Annotated in this window: 22 protein-coding genes; 9 read left to right on the plus strand and 13 right to left on the minus strand. The window is 41.5% G+C overall.

Annotation, left to right across the window (positions count from 1 at the left end):
- Positions 1 to 61 precede the first annotated feature (61 nt).
- Together I4Q58_RS13785 and I4Q58_RS13790 are read left to right on the plus strand one after the other, a co-directional pair.
- Entirely contained in the window at positions 62 to 520 is a 459-nt protein-coding gene (locus tag I4Q58_RS13785; protein WP_203296477.1) for an SRPBCC family protein, read from the plus strand.
- Between the two features lie 80 nt (positions 521 to 600).
- Positions 601 to 1,110: an OmpH family outer membrane protein gene (locus I4Q58_RS13790; RefSeq protein ID WP_203296478.1), complete on the plus strand. Its 510-nt coding sequence runs from the start codon at positions 601 to 603 to the stop codon at positions 1,108 to 1,110.
- Between the two features lie 73 nt (positions 1,111 to 1,183).
- Here the strand turns inward: I4Q58_RS13790 and guaB are convergent, their stop codons facing one another.
- The 6 genes from guaB to I4Q58_RS13820 form a co-directional block, all read right to left on the minus strand.
- On the minus strand, positions 1,184 to 2,656 hold the full coding sequence (gene guaB, locus I4Q58_RS13795) for an IMP dehydrogenase (protein ID WP_203296479.1): 1,473 nt from the start codon (positions 2,654 to 2,656) through the stop codon (positions 1,184 to 1,186).
- 204 nt (positions 2,657 to 2,860) lie between these two features.
- On the minus strand, positions 2,861 to 3,337 hold the full coding sequence (locus tag I4Q58_RS13800) for a heme-binding domain-containing protein (RefSeq protein WP_203296480.1): 477 nt from the start codon (positions 3,335 to 3,337) through the stop codon (positions 2,861 to 2,863).
- Positions 3,338 to 3,395: 58 nt separating this feature from the next.
- Entirely contained in the window at positions 3,396 to 4,946 is a 1,551-nt protein-coding gene (locus tag I4Q58_RS13805; RefSeq protein ID WP_203296481.1) for a bifunctional metallophosphatase/5'-nucleotidase, read from the minus strand.
- A 1-nt stretch (position 4,947) separates the two neighbouring features.
- On the minus strand, positions 4,948 to 5,811 hold the full coding sequence (locus I4Q58_RS13810) for a hydroxymethylglutaryl-CoA lyase (RefSeq protein ID WP_203296482.1): 864 nt from the start codon (positions 5,809 to 5,811) through the stop codon (positions 4,948 to 4,950).
- A 77-nt stretch (positions 5,812 to 5,888) separates the two neighbouring features.
- Positions 5,889 to 6,515 carry a LysE family translocator gene (locus I4Q58_RS13815; protein ID WP_203296483.1) on the minus strand — a complete coding sequence of 209 codons (627 nt, stop codon included), beginning with the start codon at positions 6,513 to 6,515 and terminating at the stop codon, positions 5,889 to 5,891.
- The gene (locus tag I4Q58_RS13820; RefSeq protein WP_203296484.1) at positions 6,516 to 7,535 is read right to left on the minus strand and encodes a quinone-dependent dihydroorotate dehydrogenase; all 1,020 of its coding nucleotides are present in this window, start codon (positions 7,533 to 7,535) and stop codon (positions 6,516 to 6,518) included.
- 88 nt (positions 7,536 to 7,623) lie between these two features.
- On the opposite strand from I4Q58_RS13820, the gene pepT reads away from it, so the two are divergent.
- Both pepT and I4Q58_RS13830 read left to right on the plus strand, forming a co-directional pair.
- Positions 7,624 to 8,859 carry a peptidase T gene (gene pepT, locus I4Q58_RS13825; RefSeq protein WP_203296485.1) on the plus strand — a complete coding sequence of 412 codons (1,236 nt, stop codon included), beginning with the start codon at positions 7,624 to 7,626 and terminating at the stop codon, positions 8,857 to 8,859.
- A 79-nt stretch (positions 8,860 to 8,938) separates the two neighbouring features.
- Positions 8,939 to 9,505, plus strand: a complete 567-nt coding sequence (locus I4Q58_RS13830) for a DUF3575 domain-containing protein (protein WP_203296486.1) — start codon at positions 8,939 to 8,941, stop codon at positions 9,503 to 9,505.
- Between the two features lie 69 nt (positions 9,506 to 9,574).
- Here the strand turns inward: I4Q58_RS13830 and yajC are convergent, their stop codons facing one another.
- From yajC to I4Q58_RS13850, 4 genes are all read right to left on the minus strand, one after another.
- The gene (gene yajC, locus I4Q58_RS13835) at positions 9,575 to 9,871 is read right to left on the minus strand and encodes a preprotein translocase subunit YajC (RefSeq protein WP_203296487.1); all 297 of its coding nucleotides are present in this window, start codon (positions 9,869 to 9,871) and stop codon (positions 9,575 to 9,577) included.
- An 11-nt stretch (positions 9,872 to 9,882) separates the two neighbouring features.
- A complete protein-coding gene (locus tag I4Q58_RS13840; protein WP_203296488.1) occupies positions 9,883 to 10,368 on the minus strand; it encodes a DUF1573 domain-containing protein in 486 nt (161 codons plus the stop codon).
- Between the two features lie 49 nt (positions 10,369 to 10,417).
- Positions 10,418 to 11,254, minus strand: a complete 837-nt coding sequence (gene nusB, locus I4Q58_RS13845; RefSeq protein ID WP_317194069.1) for a transcription antitermination factor NusB — start codon at positions 11,252 to 11,254, stop codon at positions 10,418 to 10,420.
- A gap of 197 nt (positions 11,255 to 11,451) precedes the next feature.
- Complete coding sequence (locus tag I4Q58_RS13850; RefSeq protein ID WP_203296490.1) at positions 11,452 to 12,549, minus strand: Glu/Leu/Phe/Val family dehydrogenase; 1,098 nt, start codon at positions 12,547 to 12,549, stop codon at positions 11,452 to 11,454.
- Between the two features lie 116 nt (positions 12,550 to 12,665).
- Between I4Q58_RS13850 and I4Q58_RS13855 the strand changes: the two genes are divergently transcribed.
- The 3 genes from I4Q58_RS13855 to I4Q58_RS13865 all read left to right on the plus strand — a co-directional run bounded on the left by I4Q58_RS13855 (position 12,666) and on the right by I4Q58_RS13865 (position 17,459).
- Positions 12,666 to 14,420: an ABC transporter ATP-binding protein gene (locus tag I4Q58_RS13855; RefSeq protein WP_203296491.1), complete on the plus strand. Its 1,755-nt coding sequence runs from the start codon at positions 12,666 to 12,668 to the stop codon at positions 14,418 to 14,420.
- A 63-nt stretch (positions 14,421 to 14,483) separates the two neighbouring features.
- The gene (locus I4Q58_RS13860; protein ID WP_203296492.1) at positions 14,484 to 14,870 is read left to right on the plus strand and encodes a PUR family DNA/RNA-binding protein; all 387 of its coding nucleotides are present in this window, start codon (positions 14,484 to 14,486) and stop codon (positions 14,868 to 14,870) included.
- 75 nt (positions 14,871 to 14,945) lie between these two features.
- A complete protein-coding gene (locus I4Q58_RS13865; RefSeq protein WP_203296493.1) occupies positions 14,946 to 17,459 on the plus strand; it encodes a M14 family metallopeptidase in 2,514 nt (837 codons plus the stop codon).
- Between the two features lie 6 nt (positions 17,460 to 17,465).
- Here the strand turns inward: I4Q58_RS13865 and I4Q58_RS13870 are convergent, their stop codons facing one another.
- A complete protein-coding gene (locus tag I4Q58_RS13870) occupies positions 17,466 to 18,680 on the minus strand; it encodes a TlpA disulfide reductase family protein (RefSeq protein ID WP_203296494.1) in 1,215 nt (404 codons plus the stop codon).
- A gap of 92 nt (positions 18,681 to 18,772) precedes the next feature.
- Between I4Q58_RS13870 and pheT the strand changes: the two genes are divergently transcribed.
- On the plus strand, positions 18,773 to 21,199 hold the full coding sequence (gene pheT / locus I4Q58_RS13875) for a phenylalanine--tRNA ligase subunit beta (RefSeq protein ID WP_203296495.1): 2,427 nt from the start codon (positions 18,773 to 18,775) through the stop codon (positions 21,197 to 21,199).
- A gap of 48 nt (positions 21,200 to 21,247) precedes the next feature.
- Here the strand turns inward: pheT and I4Q58_RS13880 are convergent, their stop codons facing one another.
- Positions 21,248 to 21,829 carry a fasciclin domain-containing protein gene (locus I4Q58_RS13880; protein WP_203296496.1) on the minus strand — a complete coding sequence of 194 codons (582 nt, stop codon included), beginning with the start codon at positions 21,827 to 21,829 and terminating at the stop codon, positions 21,248 to 21,250.
- A gap of 100 nt (positions 21,830 to 21,929) precedes the next feature.
- Positions 21,930 to 22,505 (minus strand): fasciclin domain-containing protein, encoded by a 576-nt coding sequence (locus tag I4Q58_RS13885; RefSeq protein WP_203296497.1) that lies wholly within the window; start codon positions 22,503 to 22,505, stop codon positions 21,930 to 21,932.
- 121 nt (positions 22,506 to 22,626) lie between these two features.
- Between I4Q58_RS13885 and I4Q58_RS13890 the strand changes: the two genes are divergently transcribed.
- A complete protein-coding gene (locus I4Q58_RS13890; protein WP_236002937.1) occupies positions 22,627 to 23,361 on the plus strand; it encodes a hypothetical protein in 735 nt (244 codons plus the stop codon).

Consider the following 23,361-nt stretch of genomic DNA (forward strand, 5'->3'; position numbering starts at 1 on the left):
TATTGAAAACTTAGTCGAAGTAGAAAAATTGTATCTTTCCCAATTATCAACTCGCATTATTATGAAATATTCCGTAGAAATCATCATCAATGCACCAAGAAAAGAGGTTGTACAGAAACTAGAAGAACCTGAAAACCTGAAACATTGGCAGCGGGGACTAATTAGCTATAAGCACTTACATAACAAGGACATGAACAATGCAGGTGCCAAAATGCAACTTCATTACAAAATGGGAAAGCGGGAAATGGTCCTTACCGAAACCATTCTAGTCAATAACCTACCCTCAGAATTGCATGCGACATATGATACGAAAGGAGTTCACAATATTCAAAAGAATTATTTTAAAGAGGTGGATGAATCAACTACTGAGTGGATTTCCGAAAGTGAATTTCAATTCGGAAGTTTTGGAATGAAAATGATGGGATTTCTCATGCCAGGAGCTTTCAAAAAACAATCGCGTCAGTATATGCGAGATTTTAAAGCGTTCGTAGAGGATGGCGCTTCTGTTTCTAAAGAATAGAGCAATACGGCATTATAATGGAATGGTCTTTGTCTCCTGTAGTGAAAAACCGTAATATTGCGGGCATAAAATTTTTTGACATGAAAAAAATAGCTAGCATTCTCATTCTATTTGTAAGTATAACTGCCTTTTCACAAACAAAGACAGGTACGGTAGATATCGATTATATTATTTCGCAAATGCCAGGGCTTGCACAGGTACAGGATAGCATAAACGCCTACGGAGCTGGTTTAGATGCCGATTTGAAGCAGAAAACCGACGAATACAAAGCATTAATTGCAACGTATCAAGAAAAAGAGGCAAGCTTTTCTGATGCTGAGAAAAAGGAAAAGCAATCCGAAATCATTGCCCTAGAAAATGATATCACAAAATTTCGTCAGAACGGCGCACAACTAATTGCTATTAAAAGAGACGAGGCAATGCGACCTTTATATCAGAAAATTGCGGGTGCCCTCGAAAAGGTAGCCAAAGCACAAGGCTATACACAAGTGCTATCCTTAAATGAAGGTGATGTGGTATATTTCGATGAGAACCATGATATATCCCTAGCTGTACTGAAAGAACTCGGTATTACACCGACACAACAATAATATTTTCCATACATACTGTAAAGAAAAAAGCCGCTATATATTGCGGCTTTTTAAATGCTATACCCGCCCTTTTTTATCTACTATAATTTGGAGCTTCCTTTGTAATGGTTACATCATGTGGGTGACTTTCATGTATACCTGAAGAAGTGATCTTCACAAATTTTCCGTTTTTCTTTAAGCTCTCAATATCTTTCGCTCCGCAATATCCCATACCAGCTCGCAAGCCACCGATAAACTGTGTCATGCTTTCAACCAATTCACCTTTGTAGGCAACACGCCCTACGATACCTTCCGGTACTAGTTTCTTAATATCGTCTTCAACATCCTGAAAATAACGATCCTTCGATCCCTTTTCCATGGCTTCAACAGAACCCATACCGCGGTACGATTTAAATTTACGTCCGTCGTAGATAATGGTTTCACCAGGTGATTCCTTTGTACCAGCCAATAGCGAGCCCAACATCACGCAGTCCGCTCCCGCAGCAATCGCTTTAGGAATATCGCCTGTATAGCGAATCCCGCCATCGGCAATAACCGGCACTCCAGTGTCCTTAATCGCATCGGCAACCTCTAATACCGCTGAGAACTGCGGAAATCCAACTCCAGCCACCACTCGGGTGGTACAGATGGAACCTGGGCCGATACCCACTTTAACGGCATCAGCTCCTGCTTCTACAAGGTATTTGGCCGCTTCTGGAGTAGCAATATTTCCAACGACAACCTCCAATTCCGGAAATTTCATCTTCACCTCCTTTAATACTGACACCACGCCTTTCGTATGACCATGAGCCGTATCAATTATGACCGCATCTACCTGAGCATTCACCAATGCTTCTGCCCGGTCTACCGCGTCTGCCGTAACCCCTAAGGCAGCTGCAACACGCAAGCGACCATAGCTATCCTTATTGGCCATCGGCTTTTTAGTCATTTTAGTTATATCCCTAAATGTGATAAGACCTAAAAGTTTTCCGTTATCATCTACTACTGGAAGTTTTTCGATTTTGTTTTTTTGAAGAATGATTTCGGCATCCTTTAGGGAAGTTCCCTTTCCTACGGTAACCAAATTTTCTGAGGTCATCACTTCTGAAAGCGCCCGCTCATAATTTTTCTCAAAACGAAGATCCCGATTCGTAACAATACCAATCAGGGTTTCATTGTCGTCGATAATTGGAATTCCACCAATCCTGTATTCCTTCATGGTTGCCTGTGCATCACCAACAGTAGCCGTTCTAGGCAAGGTTACGGGATCTATTATCATACCACTTTCCGCACGCTTCACTTTACGAACCTCAGCAGCTTGTTGCTCTATTGTCATATTTTTATGAAGCACGCCGATTCCTCCTTCACGTGCAATAGCGATCGCCATAGCACTTTCGGTAACAGTATCCATAGCGGCGGAAACGATTGGGACATTCAATGAAATGTTTCTGGTAAAACGTGTTGAAATATCGACGGTTCGAGGAAGTACTTCAGAATAGGCAGGCACCAAAAGTACATCATCGTAAGTGAGCCCTTCGCCTAAAACTTTATTTTCGTGTGCGGTCATAGCAATTAAATTTTTTCCGAAGATAGCGGAAGTGGTTACTATTTAATTGCGTGCAAAGATACGATTTAAAGTCGAGAATAAATCATTCAAATGTGAATCGTTAGTCATCATCATAAATCAATAAAAGTATCTCATGCTTCACCTAAAAGAAAATAGATTTTACAAGACAGGAAATATCAGAAACTGATTAAGTGCTATGGTAGACTAATAAGAAGTGGATACTTCTAGGGCTTCCTTATATTGAAGTCGTGCCATTGTTGCCCATTGTATAACCAACTTCTGTTGTGCATCTGTTAGGTCACCATGTACCCAAGTGTAGGAATCTAATGGCATTTCACCCTCTTCTACCATTTCGATCAGTTCCTCTAGTTTATGGTCTTTTTTCTTCACGGAATATTCCTCCCATGCCGAAGCATTGAAATGGCCTTTTCCATGCTCGATATGTTCATCCAACCAAAACGAAACTGGCGCTATTTCAGCATACCAAGGATAGGTTGTATGGTTGCTATGACAATCATAGCAATTCTGCTTTAGAATGCCCGCCACTTCGGAGGAAGGTTGCGTCTCTGCCTCAAAAGCGGTAACACTTTCATAAGAACTAACATTTTTATCAGGTCGTATGAACTGAATGACCACTAATGCGATAAGTAGAATGACTAGGACAATTTTTATAAACTTCATAGGGCGGAAAACTAAGGTTGAACAAAAATAGTGTATTTCAGAAAACTACGATGGTAATTTATTCCTTTGCCAATAAACTTAAATAGGCAATAACGGCTTTCCGAATATCGCTAGCCTCACTTTCTTCTTTTGGATCTGTAACGTTTTTGACTCCATCGGCTGTATTGGTTAGGAACGGTATATCGTATCCCTTCAGCAAAAAGTCGCTCATCGCAATTTGATAGGTTCTTCGATCGCTAATGCGTTTACCAGAGATAGTCCAAGCACCCGTTTCATCCTGTCCGATATTGTGTCGCTGTAAATAGGCTCCATTTCCTCTCTGACTTTTGCCATAGTCGAGCACACGTTTCAAAAGTTCACCTCTAATCGCTACTTTCTTAATATCGCCCCCAAATGGAAGTACCCGATACACATCGGTCGGAGTCAACGGCCCCTGCAGCATATCATCTACACGGAAGGATCCTCCATTCACAATTGCGGCATCCACATCGTGATCCCAAGCATACGACATGGATGCGGTAATAATTCCCCCCAAATTAGTCTGTATACTTCTATTGGCATTATCGGTACCGTCCAAGGGGGTTGGTGGAGTATAAATAACATCATCGGGATTTGCTCCGATTTCATTCATTTTGGTTTCCAAGACCGTATTCCAACGATTTACAATTCTTGTCACGCTCGGTTCCAACGGCACCTTTTCATCCAAATACATAATCTTGGAGTTTACGTGCAAAACCTGTGTTCGAAGGTTATAATTTAGGGAGTGTATGTAAAGTGACTTTGCATTTGCATCTGCCTTTGCAATAACAGTATTATTTTCACGCTCGAGCATGCTATAATGTTCATGTCCACCCATAATTAAAGGAACATCCGGCAATACCTGTGCTACCCTCCTGTCTTGGTCTATGGACAAATGGGTAAGGCCAATTATAAAATCGGTTTGGGGTTGTAAAACATCATATACGCGCTGTGCTTCCTTATAGACAATTCCGTAATCGACGTATTCCTTTTGATTATCATCTAAGGTAAGTGCAAAGAACCCAAGTCTAATTTCGTTTCCAAGTTTATCTTTTGCCGTCAATATTTTATAATCTGAAATAGGTTCCGTTCCGTACGAAAGCTTCGTTTCGAAAGGCTTCACCTCATCGCCTACGACATGACGAACATTGGAAGAGATCCAAGGGAAGGTAGATTCATTTAACCGTTGTTGCAGTTCCTCTTCCGATAGGTCGAATTCATGATTTCCGAAAGTGACCAAATCGAAATCCATCGCATTCATAACTTCCACCATTTGCTTCCCTTTAATGGGTTCGCCATCCAGTTTCATAGATCCTAATAGCGATGGATTCAGAAAATCGCCTGCCATAAAAAGATAGGTGTTTGGATAGCGATCGCGAATGGAATCCACAACATAAGCAACCCGTGCCATACCGCCATATTTACCGCCTCCCAAGGGTGCTATTTCATAGACGTCATTGATCTGAATAAACTTCACCGTCATGATACCATTGCCATAATAAGGCTCTTCTGCTGGTGGTTCCAACAGGGTACATTGAACGGTAAGGAGGAGGAGTGCGAATAAGGCGAAAAAGGATGAAATCCGCTTCATATTACTGATATTTGCCAAATAATTTAGTTGCTTCGTTATGGGCGCTTTCAAACGCCATTGTATTGATATTGGTCGTAACCTTTTCAGCCGTAAAAAAGCTGAGCATTTTTTCGGTAGGCATATTGCCCGTCAGTTCATCCTTGGCCATGGGGCAGCCACCAAACCCTTGTATTGCACCATCAAATCTTCGACAACCTGCTTTATAGGCTGCGGAAACTTTCTCATGCCATTTCATGGGCGTGGTATGTAAATGAGCGCCAAATTCAATGTGGGGATAGCGGGGAATAAGGTTTGAAAACAAGTAATCGATGATATCGGGAGTAGAAGTTCCCACCGTGTCGCTTAGCGATAAGATGGTAACACCCATGTCCGATAATTTTTCGGTCCACTCGCCAACGATATCCACATTCCATGGATCGCCGTAGGGATTTCCGAAGCCCATCGAAAGATAGGCAACTACCTGTTTTCCATTGGCATTCGCCAAATTAAGAATTTCCTGTAAAACCACAATGGACTCATCTATCGTTTTATGTGTATTTCGCATTTGAAAGTTCTCGGAAATTGAAAAAGGATATCCTAAATACTCGATTTCGCTATATTGACATGCATCTTGAGCCCCACGAACATTGGCTACAATCGCCAAAAGCTTACTTCTAGTTTTTGAAAGATCCAACTTTCCCAATACCGCTGCCGTATCCTTCATTTGCGGAATGGCCTTAGGTGAAACGAAACTTCCAAAATCCAGCGTGTCGAAACCACATCGCAGTAGCGATTGTAGATACTTGACTTTATCCTCCGTAGGAATCCAGGTGCGAATACCTTGCATGGCATCGCGCGGACATTCGATAAGTTTCACCTCTTCCATGTCGCCAAAGATAACGGAATCGAATGATTTCGCTAGGGGGTTTAAATACCTATTTTAGGATGTGCCATAGGCTTCATTTATGGAACTAAAATATATATGGCAATTCCTACGAAGACAATAATCTGAAGCCATTTCAAAAAAAGACCAATCGATTTGCTTCGCTTCAAAAAACTGGAAATATAACCAGCTAGCAGCGCAATTCCGCCAAAGACAAAAAACGACACCGCCATAAATGTAAGTCCCAACACATAGAATTGAAGTACCGTGTCGCCCTCTTTATTCCAAAGAAAAGCAGGAAAAAAGGCTAAAAAGAAAAGCATGACCTTGGGGTTGACTAGATTCATGGTTACCCCAATCCGAAAAAGCCTCGCATACGAAACTGATGTTTGGGGGGTCTCCCTTTTTTCGGTAATAGAAATACTAGCATCAGACCGAAAAACGCGATATGCCAAAAACAATAAGTAAATGGCTCCGAAAACTTTGATAGCATAAAAAATATTAGGTGAGGCAGTAATTATAGCTGAAATTCCAAATGCCAAAAGGGTCGTATGCACAATACAACCGCTAATAAGGCCTGCGGTAGTGGCTATTCCGCTTTTTACCCCATTGGTAAGCGATTGCGTTAATACATAAATATTATCAGGACCTGGCGAAATAGCCAAAACTAAGGTTGCAAGAGAAAAGGACAGTAGATTCTCCCACATCTAACCTTCAGTTTTTAGAATGGCTTTATTGATGTCGCGTACCAAGGCTGGCCCTTCATAAATAAAACCTGTATATAGTTGCACAAGGCTTGCTCCTGCTTCCAGTTTTTCAAGCGCATCGTCCGCACTATGGATACCTCCTACCCCGATAATCGGAAAGGCGCCCTTGCTTTCGGTATGAAGAAAACGAATAACTTCCGTTGAACGGTTGGTCAGGGGTTTTCCACTTAAACCTCCGGTTTCACCTTTATGCTCCGATTGTAAACCTTCCCGTGAAATGGTCGTGTTCGTGGCGATAACGCCATCTATTTTGGTATCCGTAACGATTGAGATGATATCGCGCAACTGACCTTCGGTAAGATCGGGTGCAATTTTCAGTAGAATAGATTTTGGTGACGGTTTTTCGCTATTTTTCTTTTTTAGGGTTTGAAGCAGTTTGGTTAACGGTTCCTTATCCTGAAGTGCCCGTAGATTTGGTGTATTGGGTGAACTTACATTCACCACAAAATAATCGACATAATCAAACAATGCCTCAAAGCAGATTATATAATCATTTACGGCCTCTTCATTTGGAGTCACCTTATTCTTTCCAATATTCCCACCAATTAGTACATTTTTGTTTTTCTTCAAACGTGCTACTGCTGCTTCAACACCTTCATTATTGAACCCCATTCTGTTTATGATGGCCGTATCTTTTGGAAGACGAAACAGCCGTTTTTTAGGATTTCCCGATTGTGGTTTTGGAGTAACGGTACCTATTTCAATAAAGCCAAAACCAAAATTTGAAAGCTCCTTGTAAAGTTTCGCATCCTTATCGAAGCCAGCTGCCAATCCGACCGGATTTGGAAAGGTAAGACCGAACACCTCCCGCTCTAGACGCTTATCCTTCACCTGAAATTTACTTCTGAAGAAACCTCCAAGCCCCAACGAATGGGCAAAACGTACCAAGGAAAAGGTGAAATAATGCACTTTTTCTGGGTCGAAGTTGAATAGAAACGGTCTAATAAGTTGCTTGTACATGCGAAATAAAAATCTGCTGCAAAAATAGTATTAATGCGCTACATAGTTCTTTCGATTATTAGTTATTTTGTAGTACAAACTAAGATATATGATAGACAAACAACACCTTATAGATCGCTTTACCCGTTACGTAAAAGTAGATACCGAGAGCGATCCTGAAAGCGATAGCACCCCGAGTACCGAAAAGCAATGGGATTTGGCCCATCAATTGGTAGCGGAACTTAAAGAGATAGGCTTGGAGGATGTTACCATAGACGAAAATGCCTATATCATGGCGACGCTTCCCTCGAATATCGACAAGGAAGTTCCTGTAATTGGTTTTGTATCGCATTTCGATACCACGCCGGACTTTACGGGCAAAAATGTGAATCCACAGGTTATCGAAAACTATGATGGTGGTGATATTGTTTTGAATGAAGCCGAAAATATCGTGTTGTCGCCTAAGGATTTTGATGAAATGTTGCAGTATAAAGGTCAGACGCTCATTACAACCGACGGAACCACCTTGTTGGGTGCAGACGATAAGGCCGGTATCGCAGAGATTGTTTCCGCCATGGAATATTTGGTGAAGCATCCCGAAATAAAACATGGGAAAATTCGCGTTGGCTTTACGCCCGATGAAGAAATAGGCCGTGGCGCGCATAAGTTTGACGTTGCGAAATTCGGTGCCGAATGGGCATATACCATGGACGGAAGTCAGATTGGTGAATTGGAATACGAAAACTTTAATGCTGCTGGTGCGGTGGTTAAGGTACAAGGGAAAATAGTACATCCCGGTTATGCGAAAGGAAAAATGGTGAATAGCATGTATATGGCCACCGATTTTATCAATTCGTTGCCGCGATTGGAAACACCTGAACACACGGAAGGTCGCGAAGGTTTTTTCCATTTATATAGTATTGAAGGTGAAGTGGACGGCACAAAGCTTCAATATATTATTCGCGATCATGACAAGGATCATTTTGAAGCAAGAAAGAAGATGATGCAGGAATTGGCAGATGAATTGAATGCGCAATATGAAAAAGAGGCGATAACAGTTGAAATCAAGGACCAATATTTCAATATGCGGGAAAAAATTGAACCTGTTATGCACATCGTCGATATTGCTGAAGAGGCCATGAAAAAGGCAGAAATCACACCCCTCATAAAACCGATTCGCGGTGGTACCGATGGTTCGCAGTTAAGTTATATGGGCTTGCCGTGCCCAAACATTTTTGCGGGTGGCCATAACTTTCACGGTCGCTATGAATATGTACCTGTGGAAAGTATGTTGAAAGCGATTGAAGTAATCGTAAACATCGCGCAAATCACCGCCGAAAAATAATTGGTGAAACTTGAACTTTCCTGATACAACCAACTGAAAAAAGATGTTTCTTTGGAACCTTTAAAAAGCTCCTTATAACATGAAACAACTCTTTTTGGCGTTTTCCATTTTGGGTTCGCTATTTTGCCAGGCACAGGATGCCGAAACGGCGCCAGATGCTTCCAATCGTAAACATGAAGTACGAATTGATGCAACTGAAGCCATAGCCATTCCGAATATCGAAATAAATTATGAATACATCATTAGCCGATATTCTGGTTTTGGAGCTGCGATAAGTGTAGGTTTTTCAGACGATTATTATCACAATCAAAAATTTGCATTTACCCCGTATTACCGGCAATACTTTTTGAATAAAAAAGAATACGGTGCGCGTGGTCTTTTTGCAGAGGGATTGTTGCAAGCTACTGTAGGAAATACGTACAACGATGACTTTTATTATACTATTGAAGGCGAGTATATAGAGGAATCCGATACTAATGATTGGTTTAATTTCGGAATTGGATTTGCTGTGGGGCAAAAATGGGTAAGCAATAACGGCTTTGTATTCGAAATAAGCCTCGGTGGTGGTCGCTATTTAATTAATGATGACGATGCACCAGAAGCATTTTTCCGAGGAGGTATCTTAGTGGGATATCGCATTTTCTAACTTTGAAATACTATCATAAAAAAAGCCCGACGAATTCGTCGGGCTTTTTTGTTTGTATAGGAACAACCTTTACTTCTTCTCAGATTTTACAGGCTTGTTCAGTTTTTCCGTAAGTTCCATAGAAAGCGAGGAGCGCTCGAACTTCATTTTACCTGCGTTGGTTTCCAACATACACGTATCGTCGTTGTCATGAAGTTGGACAATCTTTCCGTGAAGACCACTTTTGGTCACCACCCGATCGCCTACCTTGATTTCCTGAGAGAACTTTTTTTCCTGTTTTTGACGTTTCATTTGTGGACGTATCAGAAAAAGATACATTACCACAAACAATAAAATTATAGGTAAAAAGCCTTGAATCTGTTCCATTTAGGAGTGTCTTATTTTGAATTTGTTTGAAGCATGTTACCGCCTTGGGCACCATCCTTAGGATTTACAAACGCTTTAATATTTACGGTTTCCTTACCGTTCTTGGTGTTTGTAGTTATGGTTACGGTTTTGCTAACCTGGTTTTTACCACTTCCGTTGAACTTCACCAACAATTCACCTTCTTCACCTGGAGCAACAGGCTCTTTCGTGTACTCAGGTACAGTACATCCACAGCTACTTTTCGCGTTTACGATCATAAGAGGAGCATCTCCAGTATTTGTAAACTTGAATACTGTTTCAACAGCAGTTCCTTGTTCGATAGTTCCGAAGTCATGAACCTTCTTATCGAATTCCATTACTGGCATTTTAGTAGCATCGGCATCGCGTTCGGCAGCAGCGGCTACATTTTCTTCATTCACCTTATCGGCAGCGTTTTCCTTGCACGATACAAATGCTAAGGCTGAAAAAACGGCTACCATCAAAATTGATTTTTTCATAGTATTTATTTTACGATTAAGCGGCGCTAATGTAAGGATTTTTTTGCTCTTATCGAAGACCCCTACCCATTTTGTTTAGTTTCCCATCCTTGGTATACTCCTTCACCAATTTATCAAGAATACCGTTGATAAAGATACTACTCTTAGGGGTAGAGTATTCTTTCGCAACCTCAAGGTATTCGTTAATACTGGCACGAACAGGAATAGAAGGAAAATATAGGAACTCAGATATCCCCATTTTAAGGATAATCATATCGATTTCAGCGATACGCTCCTTATCCCAATTAGGTGTTTTTCCATCGATTTCCTCAGTCAGTTTTTCGTTGTTCAGAATAACCTTTCGTAATAGCGTAAGGGCAAATTCGCGGTCATCATCATTTTTATACACATCGGGAAGCACAAGGCTGTGTGCATTCTTTGGAGAAATCTTCCCGAGCAACTTCATGATAGCGGTATTCACCATCGGAAAGTCATCGGCCCAGGTAAGTCGTGTATCTTCAATATAGTCGTAGAGCTTGTCATTCGGTGCAACGACATTCTTATAAAACTTTGCAACGATATTACGATCTTCTTGCAAGGTAGGGTTGGACAATTCTAAATATTCCTTATACCACTCCTTTTCGCGTAACTCCTTAAACAATAAGCTCACGTATTCATCGTCGCGTTCCCAGTTATTCAACTTCTTGTTTTTAAGAAATTCCTGAAGATCCTGATGATCGGCCAGCAACTGAATGGCTTTGTTATCGATGAAATTCCGGCTCGGATTTTTATCTTCTTGGGTAGCCAGATGCTTTTGTTTCGATTTGTTTAAAAAGTTTTCGGCATGGTTACGAACCTCTACGAGCAATTGCAATTGTAAGGCATATAAATCCTGTAATTGTTCCAAGCTGTAACGTAAAAATTTTTCCTGCTTATCCAGGTCGAGGTGTTCACTTTGAAAAAAGGCGTAGATAGATTGTAAAACCTTTACCCTGATATGTCTTCTTGTAAGCATAGACTATTGAAAAGAACCGTTAAAAAACAACGCACAAGGAGTGACCCTGTGCGCTGCAAATATACTATTTCAGAATCGTTATTGAAACCTTACTTTTCGTTTTTTCTGGCATCGATTCTTGACTGCGCAATATTGAAAGCTGCCTGATGTGTTGTAATATCATTGCTATCAGCATGCTTCAAAATCTCTAAGGTAGTATTATAGATATTTTCGGTCTTGCGAATGATTTCCTTCTTACCGTAATCTTCCAATTCCGCATACACATTAATAATTCCACCAGCATTGATCAAGAAATCAGGAGCGTAAACAATCCCTTTTTCCTGAAGCAATTTACCATGCTTCTGCTCTTCCGCCAACTGATTGTTCGCCGCGCCAGCAATTACCTTTGCTTTCAATTGATCGATCGTAATATCATTCACGGTAGCTCCTAACGCACAAGGTGCGTAAATATCCATTTCTTCACCATAAAGATTATTCCCACCGTAAATTTCTACGCTATACTTATCGCGTACTTCGGCCAAACGGTCTTGATTGATATCTGCAATAAATACTCTTGCGCCTTCGTTGGAAAGGTGTTCGACCAATGCTTCACCTACATTTCCAATACCCTGAACATATACGGTACGGTCTTCCAAGACATCACTTCCAAAAGCATGCTTGGCAGCAGCCTTCATTCCCATAAACACACCATAAGCAGTGATTGGAGAAGGATTGCCGGCACCCCCTTTTTCTTCCGAGATTCCCGTAACATAAGGTGTTACCGTTCGCACAAGGTCCATATCGGACGTTTCCATCCCAACATCCTCTGCAGTGATATATTTTCCGTTTAGTGAGTGCACAAACTCCCCAAAACGCTTCATCAGCTCTGGGGTCTTTTGGGTTCTAGCATCGCCGATTATAACGGCTTTCCCGCCACCCAAGTTTAAGCCTGTGATTGCAGACTTATATGTCATTCCCCGGCTTAATCGCAACACATCGTTTAAAGCTTCCCATTCACTGGTATATTGCCACATACGAGTACCGCCCAAGGCAGGTCCCAAAACCGTATTGTGAATCCCGATTATTGCTTTTAATCCTGTATCTTTGTCGTTGCAGAAAACGATCTGCTCATGGTCATCGAATGAAAGTTGACCAAAAACCGGATCTTGTTTCTGAAGTTCTTTCGCGTTAACTACTTCTGTCATCATACGTTACAAATTATGCATTCCATAAAATGGAGGTGCAAAAATAGCGGTTTGGTGACATTCGTACAAAGAATTTCAAGTTAAAGTATCAATTTGTTAATAATTTCCTGTCCGCCTTCATGAAAGAACTAAAGTACCTCAACAAATATTTCAGAAAATACTGGGGACGCTTGCTATTAGGCCTTCTCATTACCATCGCAGCCTCTATTTTCAAAATAGTCGTTCCGAAGGTTATTGGTGATTCGGTAGATGTCGTGCGACAATATTTGGACGGTACCATCACTGACCTTGAGGTGGTGAAATCGGAGCTTTTAGAGGATATTCTCTGGATTCTCGGCGCGGCGCTGTTGGCTGCTTTCTTCACCTTCATTATGCGACAAACAATTATTGTGGTTTCTCGTTATATCGAATACGATTTGAAGAATGAGGTTTTTCAGCAGTATGAGCGACTTTCCTTAGCATTCTACAAGCAAAACAGAACGGGCGACTTGATGAACCGTATTAGCGAGGATGTTTCAAAGGTTCGTCTATATGTAGGACCAGCGGTTATGTACAGTACCACGACGATTACTTTATTTATCGTAGCCATTTCGTATATGTTCTATATCGCTCCTACGCTTACGCTTTACGCGGTAGCTCCCTTACCAATTTTATCGATAGCGATTTATAGGCTAAGTGTAGCCATTAATAAGCGAAGTACGATTGTGCAGCAGTATCTATCGAAGCTTACGTCTTATACCCAGGAAAGTTTTAGCGGAGTGGCAGTCATTAAGGCGTATGGTATCGAACCAAGAACCAATAGAGGGTTTGAAGACCTTGCCGAGCAAAGTCGTGAAAAGAACATTGATTTGGCCAAGGTTCAGGCATTATTCTTCCCCTTAATGATTTTATTGATCGGCGTTAGTAATATTTTGGTGATCTACATAGGCGGCTTGCAATATATTAATGGTACTATCGATTTTGGTACTATCGTAGAATTTTTGATTTATGTGAATATGCTCACTTGGCCCGTCGCAATCGTCGGATGGGTTAGTAGTATGGTACAGCAGGCTGAAGCTTCCCAAAAACGAATTAATGAGTTTTTGAATCATGTGCCTACCGTTCAGAATAAAGTGGAAGCACCTACTGAAATCAGCGGTCAGATACGTTTTGAAAACGTTACTTTCACCTATCCTGATACCAATATTACCGCCTTAAAAGGACTTTCCTTTAGCATCAATCCTGGTGAAACCTTATCGATTATTGGACATACCGGTGCTGGAAAATCGACGATTCTGGAATTAATAGGACGCTTGTACGATATTGAAGAAGGGCAGATTTTAATCGATGGCAAACCGATCACCGAAATGAATTTAGAAAGTCTCCGCAGCAGTATTGGTTATGTGCCCCAGGATGCGTTTTTGTTCTCTGAATCTATTAAAGACAACATTCGCTTCGGGAAAGAAACAGCTTCCGAACAAGAAGTAATCGAAGCAGCCAAGCGTGCGGCCGTTCACGACAATATCGTCGGTTTCAGTAAAGGGTACGATACAGTTCTGGGCGAACGGGGCATCACCTTAAGCGGCGGACAAAAACAACGGGTTTCTATTGCTAGAGCAATCATAAAGGATCCCTCTATTTTGTTGTTCGACGATTGCCTTTCAGCAGTGGATACCGAAACAGAGGAGGAAATCCTTCAAAACCTGCATGAGATTTCACAGGACAAAACCACTATTATTGTAAGTCACCGTGTTTCTTCAGCAAAAAACGCAGACCACATCATCGTTTTGGATGAAGGAACTATCATTCAGCGTGGCACCCATTCTGAATTGATCCAACAGCAAGGCTATTACAAGGAACTGTATGAAAAGCAGCTGTCGGAAAAAGAAATGTAACTTTATTTGCCTTATTAGCATTTTTTTTAGATTTTTGGCACAACTGTAACCTAAACTAACACAATGAGCGATCAGAATACGATGGAGAGAGACGAAATTTTCTCAAAAGTGATGCGTGCGGGACGACGCACTTATTTTTTTGATGTACGCGAAACACGAGCGGGCGATTATTACCTAACGATTACGGAAAGTAAAAAGTTTACGAACGACGATGGATCTTACCACTACAAAAAGCATAAGATTTATTTATACAAAGAAGACTTCGCAGATTTCCGTGATAACTTAGAAGAAATGACCGATTACATCGTAAATGAAAAAGGTGAAGAGGTTATCAGCGAACGTCACCAAAAGGACTATCAACCTGAAAACAACTATTCGGACGAACAAAGCAACGGTGAAAGCAGCGGTTCTGCCAACGAATTTACCGATATCGATTTCGATGATATATAAGGTCTTTATCCAATAAAATTTTGAAAACCGTCCAAATCTTTGGGCGGTTTTTTATTTTTATACAAAATTGAATTCATGAAAAAGCTATTCGCTACCCTCCTTTTCCTGTTTAGCATTGCATCCTTTTCACAGGAAACATCCGTATCACTAGCATATTATCTTCCAGATACCGTCTCCTACGACGAAACCATTCCTACCCCTGAATCGGTCATCGGCCATCAAGTAGGCGAATGGCATGTAAGCCATGATAAGCTGGTGATGTACATGAAGGAGCTTGCAGACGTTAGCGATCGCATTACAATCGAAAACCGAGGTACCACTTTTGAAGGCAGACCGCTACTTCTTCTAACAGTAACAAGTCCTGAAAACCACCAAAATCTTTCATCCATACAACAACAGCACCAACAAATTGTGGAAAGTGGCGATGCCGATGTTACCAATATGCCCATCGTGGTGTACCAAGGGTTTTCCATTCATGGAAATGAAGCTAGTGGCTCGAATGCGGCACTGTTGTTAGCCTATCACTTAGCGGCAGCGCAGGGATCGGAAATCGAAAACTTGCTTCAGAATACGGTAATTTTACTAGACCCATCCTTCAATCCGGATGGGTTGCAGCGTTTTTCGCAGTGGGTGAATACCCATAAGAGCCTGCATTTGAATCCAGATCCGAACGATCGAGAGTATGATGAAATTTGGCCGGGCGGCCGCACCAACCACTATTGGTTCGACATGAACCGCGATTGGTTGCCTGTTCAGTTGCCGGAAAGTCGCGCCCGAATTGAAACCTTTCATAAATGGTACCCTAACATTTTAACCGACCATCACGAAATGGGGACAAATGCTTCCTTTTTCTTTCAACCCGGTATTCCGTCGCGAACCCATCCGCTAACACCTCAGCAGAACCAAGATTTAACGGCCGATATTGGGAACTTTCACGCAAAGGCATTCGATGAAATTGGGAGTTTGTACTATACCAAAGAAAGCTTCGATGATTTTTACTATGGAAAAGGCTCTACTTTTCCCGACATCAATGGTGGTATCGGAATTCTGTTTGAACAAGCTTCTTCTCGCGGCCATGTTCAGGAAAGTGAAAATGGGCTGCTAACATTTCCCTTCACCATAAGAAATCAACTTACTGCTGCTTTTTCAACCTTGGAAGCAGCACAAAAGATGCGACAGGAATTGCTTTCGTATCAACAAAAATTCTTCAACGAGGCTCGTAGTGAAGCCAATGGAAAACCGGCTATTGTTTTTGGGGATGAAAAGGATCCTTCAAAAACGTTTCATTTAGCTGAAATCCTGAATCGACATAAAATAAAACTTTATTCCCTTGAAAAGGATATTACGCTCAATGGAAAAACCTTCACTAAAGGAAACGCTTATGTAGTTCCCAAAGACCAACGCCAATATCGCTTGATTGAAGCCATGTTCGAAAAGCGAACCGAATTTCAGGACAGTCTGTTTTACGATGTAAGTGCATGGAAATTACCCTTAGCCTTCAACCTTCCCTATGCCGAGAATGTTGCTGGCAGTTCTAAAGGCTCGGAAGTAACGGACTTAAAAAATCCGATTCCCACACCTCCCAGTCGCTCCAACTATGCCTATCTCATGCCATGGTCCGATTATTACGCTCCAAAAGCACTACATGCAGTATTGGAAAAAGGTATCCGAGCGAAAGTGGCTTTGAAGCAATTCAGCTTGGAAAACAAGGAATACGATTATGGTACCATCCTTATTCCGGTGGTGGGACAGTCAATGTCGCCTCAGGAATTGCATCGTTTTGTAAGCGATCTCAGCAAAAGCTCGCATCAACCGATCGTAGGAGTTTCTACGGGACTTTCGGAAGGCATCAATTTGGGAAGTCGAAATTTTGCAGCCCTTTCAGCACCTAAGGTTGCGGTATTGGTGGGTGATGGTGTTTCTTCCTATGATGCAGGTGAAATCTGGCATTTATTCGATACCCGCTATAACATTCCCATCACGAAGCTCGATACTCGAAATCTAGGCAGAACCGATTTAAGTCGCTATACCGATATTATCGTTCCTAATAGTTACGGAAGTACCTTCGATACGATGATGGGTGAAAAATTGTCCCGTTGGGTTGAAGATGGCGGAACCTTGATTGGATATAAGAATTCGGGACGTTGGATGGATAAATTGAAGTTGGCCTCCCTCGATTTCAAAACTCGAAAGGATACTGCACAAAACATTTCCTTCGAACAGCGCCAGGATTATTATGGTGCTAAGGGAATTGGCGGCGCTATTTTTGAGACCAAGCTGGATAGAACCCATCCAATTGCTTTTGGGTATACAAGTGAAACCTTGCCCGTATTCAGAAATTCAACCTTGTTCCTAAAACCAGAACCCAACAGCTTTGACAACCCGATTTTGTATACCGATTCTCCTTTAATGAGTGGTTATATAGATGATGCCAATCTAGAGGAATTGAAAAATACCGCTGCGGTACGAATTGGCAGAAAAGGTCGTGGTCGCGTTATTTACTTTACCGATAACACCAATTTCAGGGCGTTTTGGTACGGCACCAACAAATTATTGATGAATACCATCTTTTTTGGAGGTGAAATGTAAGTAGCTTTATTCAGATAACAGCGCCTCTACATTCGCTTCGAATTCTTTTTGAAACGCTTGGTATTTTTCGCCAGTTGCTGGACCGTTGAAGCCGGAATGAATCTTTCGAACCTTTCCCTGCTTATCGACAAAAATAAGGGTGGGATACGATTTCACATCGGTAAGCATAGGAAGTTTTTCATGTGCTCGTTGCTTGCTGTCGCTTCCCACCTGTGCCAACAATATCGGATATGGAATGCCTACAGCCTTTTTCAATTTCTCAAGAGAAGCGATTGCTTTTTCTTCAGTGGGTGCATACTCGAAAGCCAATGCCACAATGGCAAGTTTATCCTCATCTTGGGTATCGTAAAAATCCACTAAATATCTGGTTTCATCCAAGCAATTTGGGCACCAACTGCCCATTAACTGAACGAGTGTAACCTTATCCTTAAAATAAGGGTCATCAAATCGCAGCGTGTCGCCTTTCAACGTTGGAAATGCAAAATGAATGCTATCGTATTCTTTCTTTAGGGCTACAAGAGTATCTGCTTCCGGAAGTTCGTAGGCTTCGTTTCGCTTTGCTTCAAAACGTTCCTTCCAATGATTCCCGCTGTAGAACATCCCTTCTATCACACTATCATTTTCCTTCACCTGTCCTTCAAATAAAAAGGCGTGCGCGCCATCGAAGGTTGAAAGTTTTAGCGAATCGTTTTCAATAATCCCGTCCAAATAACGATAATCGCCAGTAGTGGTTTGAAAGGTTCCCGTAACGCGATTCCCCCTTTGCTTAAACACGCCTTTTGCCAAATATTTTTCAGAGGGATTGTTAGGACTAAAAACAGTTTCCCAAGTACCCGTTACTATAGTGGAAGGCGCCTCATCGATGTGAAACCGAGGTTTTCTACCAAATTGCATGGTTATGGGAATGGAGCGATTTCGGTTCGGTTGAAGAAACACGCCTCCTATGGAGTCCTTGGTAAATGTTCCCTTGATGACGCCTTCAAAAACGGGATGCTGAATGATGATAGAGTCGTTTTTTAGCTTCACATCTGTAATGTCGATACGTTCTTCAGCATTGATAAAAGTCATAGTAGTATCCGAATTCAACTCCAATAAAAATGGAATTTCCTTTTCATCATCCAACAACAAGGTGGCTCGCCACGGACCGGCTTTAATGACTTCGGTATCCTTTCCGCAGGAAAAAAGAAGCAGCAATAATAGTATCGCGATGAAATGTCTCATAAATACAGTTTAAAAGGCACGGGAAATACTCAAAAATAACCACAAAAAATGGCATAAATACTATCTTTGCGTTCTGTTAAGAATTTTTTGGAATGAAGATATCGTACAATTGGTTGCAACAATTTGTAAAACTGAAGAAATCACCGGAAGAAACCGCCGAGCTTTTAACCGATCTCGGACTGGAAGTTGAAGGCATCGAGTCTTTTGTTTCCGTTCCTGGTGGACTAAAAGGCATCGTGGTGGGTGAAGTATTGGAATGTTTTCCACACCCAAATGCCGATCGACTGAAGTTAACCAAGGTTGATCTTGGAAACGGTGCTCCAGTTCAGATTGTTTGTGGTGCTCCCAACGTTGCGCAGGGACAGAAAGTACCCGTCGCAACTATTGGCACAACCTTGTATGATGATAAAGGCGAACCTTGGACCATTAAAAAAGGTAAAATTCGAGGCGAAAGTAGTCATGGGATGATCTGTGCCGAAGATGAATTGGGCTTGGGTGAAAGTCACGATGGCATTATGGTACTGGAAGAAAAGCTGACACCTGGTACGCCGCTTTCCGAAATTTTTGAAGTGGAAGAAGACCATGTTTTTGAAATAGGCCTTACTCCAAACCGCGCCGACGCTATGAGCCATTGGGGTGTTGCACGCGACTTGAAAGCTGGTTTGCTACAGCAGGATATTTCGGTAGAACTTATTACGCCTTCCACCAGTAGTTTTCACGTAGACAGTCGAACACTTCGTATGGATGTTCAGGTGGAAGATCCGAAACGGGCGCCTCGCTATTGTGGGCTAACGATGACAGGCCTTTCAGTGAAACCGTCTCCCGATTGGTTGCAAAATCGATTGAAGGCTATCGGAATTACACCTACCAATAATGTGGTAGACGCCACTAATTATGTTTGTCACGAATTGGGTCAACCATTACATGCCTTCGACGCAGATGCCATAACCGACAATAAAATTAGGGTGAAGACATTGTCTTCGGGTACCAAGTTTACCACCCTAGATGGGATTGAACGCGAATTACACGAAGAGGACCTTATGATTTGCGATGCGGATAAGCCAATGTGTATTGCCGGAGTTTTCGGAGGTATCGATAGTGGTGTAAACGAAAAAACAAAGAGTATTTTCTTGGAAAGTGCCTATTTCGATCCGGTTAGTGTTCGAAAAACAGCTAAACGTCACGGTCTGAATACTGATGCTTCCTTCCGATTTGAAAGAGGTATCGATCCGAACGCCTGCGATTACGCCTTACTTCGTACTGCTATTTTGATTGAAGAAATTGCGGGCGGACAGGTAGCCAGTGATATGGACGATTTCTATCCGAAAAAGGTGGAAGATCATCAAGTGTATTTAAACTTCAGCAATGCGACGCGACTGATCGGTGAAGAACTTGCGCCAGAAACCATCAAGGAAATTCTTACTTCCCTTGAAATAAAGATCAATAGCGTTACCGAAAGCGGCATCGGGATGACCATTCCTGCCTATCGAAACGATGTTACACGTGAGGCCGATGTGATAGAGGAAATTCTTAGGGTGTACGGCTACAACAATATTGCATTTACGGAAAAGCTGAACGCCTCGATTGCGGTTAACCAACCCATTGAGGATTATAAGGTTCAGAATGCGGCGGCCAATCAGTTAACAGCGCTGGGCTTTCATGAAATGATGGCGAATTCACTTACGAATCCGAAGTATTCTGAGGTTTCTGAAAAAATAAACGAGTCGTATACGGTAACCATGTTGAATCCGTTGAGCAACGAATTGGCTGCCTTACGTCAGAGTATGTTGTTCGGTGTATTAGAGGCTGTTGCGTATAATAAAAACCGTAGAATTGATAATGTGAAGCTTTTCGAATTTGGCAAAACCTATCACAATTTTCCAGGCAGTAGAGAAGAGAAAAAACATTTAAGCATTGCGATTAGCGGTCAGAAAACGGAAGAATCATGGAATGTGCCCGAGGTGAAGACGAATTTCTTTTATATAAAGGGAATCGTTTCATCTATATTGGAAAAACTCGGCATTGATGAAGTTTCGGAAAAAGAAACCAAGAATGATATCTTTTCCGAAGGAATCGTGCTTTCCTCTAAAAAAACAGCCTTGGTTGAAATGGGCGTTGTAAAAAAGAAGCTTGCCAAAAAGTTCGATGTTGAAGAGGAAACACTCTATGCCGATTTCGACTGGGATGCTGTATTAAGCATTCTTTCGCCAGACACATTTCAACTACAACCCATTCCTAAATATCCGGAAGTTACGCGCGACTTGGCACTGTTATTAAATGATGATGTTCGCTTTGGAGACCTTCAGAAAACAGCCGAGCAAACCGAGAAAAAACTTTTACGGGCAGTGCAGTTGTTTGACGTGTATACCGGAAAAGGATTACCTAAAGGAAAGAAGTCGTACGCGTTGCGTTTCACCTTAAGAGACGATAAAAAGACGCTGACCGACAAGCAGATCGATAAGATTATGAACAAGCTTCAACAGCAATTCGAAAAAGAATTTGAAGCCAGTTTGAGATAAAAAAAAACGGGACGAAATGTCCCGTTTTCTATTCTAATTTAGCATCGTTTAGTTTGGCAGCAATACGCTATCAACAACGTGGATGACACCATTCGATTGATTTACATTTGCGATGGTCACCATCGATGTATTTCCATTCTCATCTTTAAGGATGATATTTTTTCCTTTCAACATCGCAGTTAACGTTCCACCATTCACCATATTCAATTCTACAGAACCCTTCCCCATTTTAATTTTTTCCATAAGGTCGGCTGCAGAGAAATCGCCTGCTACCACATGGTACTTTAGGATGGTTTGTAATTTTTCCTTGTTTTCAGGTTTCAACAATGTTGCAACCGTTCCATCAGGAAGCTTATCGAAAGCGGCATTTGTTGGTGCAAAAACAGTAAAAGGCCCTTTGGATTGTAAAGTAGTTACCAAATCGGCTGCTTTCACAGCGGCGACCAAAGTAGTGTGGTCTTTAGAGTTTACGGCGTTTTCAACAATATTCTTACTTGGATACATGGCAGCGCCTCCTACCATCACTGTTTTTTCTTTCTTCTTCATGCTATCCTGAGCATGCGTGTTTGCTATTCCAGCAAACAACATAAAGGTCAGAGAAAGTGTGGCAATAAAGTTCATTCGTTTCATAATAGTGTATGTTTTGGTTACACTAACATAAACGAAAGCAGACCGCAGTCGGTTTGAAAATTCGGTTACTTTAAGTTTTATTTAACGAGAAATAGAGCGGCTATTTATCGCTGTCAGAAGGAAATAACGTCCCATCAACAATATGAAAAAAACCATTCTTATGATAGAAATCAGTATCCAGGACCCTGGCTGAACCTTTATCCTTAGTGGAAATAATAAGGTTGTCTCCATCTTGGCGAACATTCAGCGTTTCATTGGAAAGCGTTTTCAGTTGAACGGCTCCTCCAGTTTTTTCCATTTGATATGTGATTGAATAAGCATCAACTCGTCCAGGTATGGTGTGTTGCTTTACCAATTCCTGAAGTTTCTGTGTATCCTTCAACAAGGCTTCTTTTTCTTCTTCTGAAAAAGAAGCAAAAGCGGCATTCGTTGGTACAAAAACCGTGACCATTTCTTCATTAGATAGCAAGTCCGTTACCGAAGGTTGCGCCAATACTTGCATGAAAAATGAAAACGATTGGACATTCTCTAAATTCTCAGTCAATGATTTCTTTGAAGAAAAGGTTGCTTCCTTGTATTCGGTCGTAACTTCTGCCCCATTCGTATTCGTATATTTTTGACCAAAACCGGTCTGTAAACATGCCAGGGAAAGAAAAGCTAATAGTAGATACTTCATTTTGCTATATTTCAGAATAGGTAAATGTACGGGTTTGTACCTTAGAAACGAAATAGCCCCCACTATATTGAACGCGATGGATGTTAAATTCTTGTAATGCTTCTTTTTATCAATTATTTTTATGAAAAAACATGCTATGCTTCCTAAAACGAATTTAAAAGATAGACTTGCCCATATCCGAAACCGGCGTGTTACCGATTCGGATATTCTTCAAGAGGTCCATGCTATTTTTAAAGATCAAAACGAACAGCGCGAACGTATCAAGAAAGATCTTTCGGAAGATTCCAATGGCCCAGGTACTCCCTTGAATTTTGATTTATTGGAAAGTGACCGGATTTTTCATATAAAGGATATCGAACGCTTGTGCTATATCTATCGCTTACGATTTTTAGATAGTTCCTTTTTTAAAGGCACCTATCCCGAAGAAGCGATTACTAAAATCGCTAGGATGGAAAAGGAACACGATACCAGTTTGAACGAATTTAAAATCGTGGCACCCGCCAAGCGCATGAAACTTGAAAATGCTGATGATCCACTGCTCTTTACCCCGATGGGAAACGACTATTTCTATCTTATCCATAAATGGGGAAATGACCTTCACCCCTTTCGAAAATTGCTCATGTGGCCATACCGTAGCTTTGAAAACCTGGTGATTGCAATTCTCTTTATCAGTATTGCCTTCACCGCTATCACTCCTATGCAGTTATTTACACATGGTAACGTAACGCTTCAGGAATATTTTCTGATGTTTTTATTTATGTTTAAGGCTGTGGGTGGCATTGTACTTTTTATCGGTTTTGCAAAAGGTAAAAACTTTAACGGTGCTATCTGGAACAGCAAATATTATAACGCCTAA

Source organism: Luteirhabdus pelagi, assembly GCF_016827595.1.
GTDB lineage: Bacteria > Bacteroidota > Bacteroidia > Flavobacteriales > Flavobacteriaceae > Luteirhabdus > Luteirhabdus pelagi.